Source organism: Vibrio sp. 1401 (assembly GCF_033340295.1).
In genome coordinates, this window is record NZ_JAWOWF010000343.1 from 1 (window position 1) to 718 (window position 718).

The 718-nt window shown below is 42.5% G+C and carries 1 protein-coding gene and 1 pseudogene; both read right to left on the reverse strand.

The features are described 5' to 3' along the window. Window positions 1-95 (reverse strand): annotated as a pseudogene (locus tag R7Z77_RS25520) (peptidyl-prolyl cis-trans isomerase); the annotation flags it as partial. After that, window positions 95-664, reverse strand: a complete 570-nt coding sequence (locus R7Z77_RS25525; RefSeq protein WP_005456550.1) for a YajG family lipoprotein — start codon at window positions 662-664, stop codon at window positions 95-97. The gene R7Z77_RS25525 and the pseudogene R7Z77_RS25520, both read right to left, overlap by 1 nt. Between the last annotated feature and the right edge of the window lie 54 nt (window positions 665-718).

Consider the following 718-nt stretch of genomic DNA (forward strand, 5'->3'; position numbering starts at 1 on the left):
GTAAATGAACCTAACGTTGTTTCAAACGCCACTTTTGGCCCTGCCCAAACACTGCAGCTAAGTAATGCTAAAGAAAGAATCGCTTTGCGTAACATTAGAAACGCTCCTGCATGTACTGACGAAGTTCAGGGTCGTTAGCAATTTCTTTAAGCGTTAACGTCACTACATCATTCAGTGTTTCTTCAATATCAGAATCTGAAGCGCTTAAAGTGCCAGAGCGTTTTGCAGTACCTGTATAGGTTTTCACCAATTTGCCTTGTGGTGTTTCTGCTGTGATCTCTAGTATCACTTTGGCATCCATTTGGTTTTCCATCACGGAATGTTTGACGTTCACTAGCGCTTCTTGAACATTCAGTTCAATTGCGTTGTTGCTGTTTAAATCAGAGTGGAAACCTTGAGATGAGAACTGTTTCTCTAAAGCTTCTTCTAATGCAATGCGTAAGTTTTGTTTCGCATGAAGTGGTAGAATGTTTGAACGACCGTTATCAACCAAAGCTACGTACTGCGCTGCGCGCACGTCTTTGCTGGTCAAGCTGTATGTTTTGCCTTGTACAATAGGATTGGTGCTCAAGGTGCTTTCAGGCATTAGGTTCAGTTGCGGTTGTTGTGGCGCTGAACATGCAGCAAGCAATGCAACCGAAGCCGCGAGTAACAGTTTTTTCATTTTATTGTTCCTTGTAAACATTTTGCTCGGAGAGCTCTATTGTTTTGCGCTTAA

What these genes read in the sequence shown, in the direction of transcription:
- R7Z77_RS25525 (WP_005456550.1), bottom strand. Translation starts at nt 664, where the DNA reads ATGAAAAAACTGTTACTCGCGGCTTCGGTTGCATTGCTTGCTGCATGT.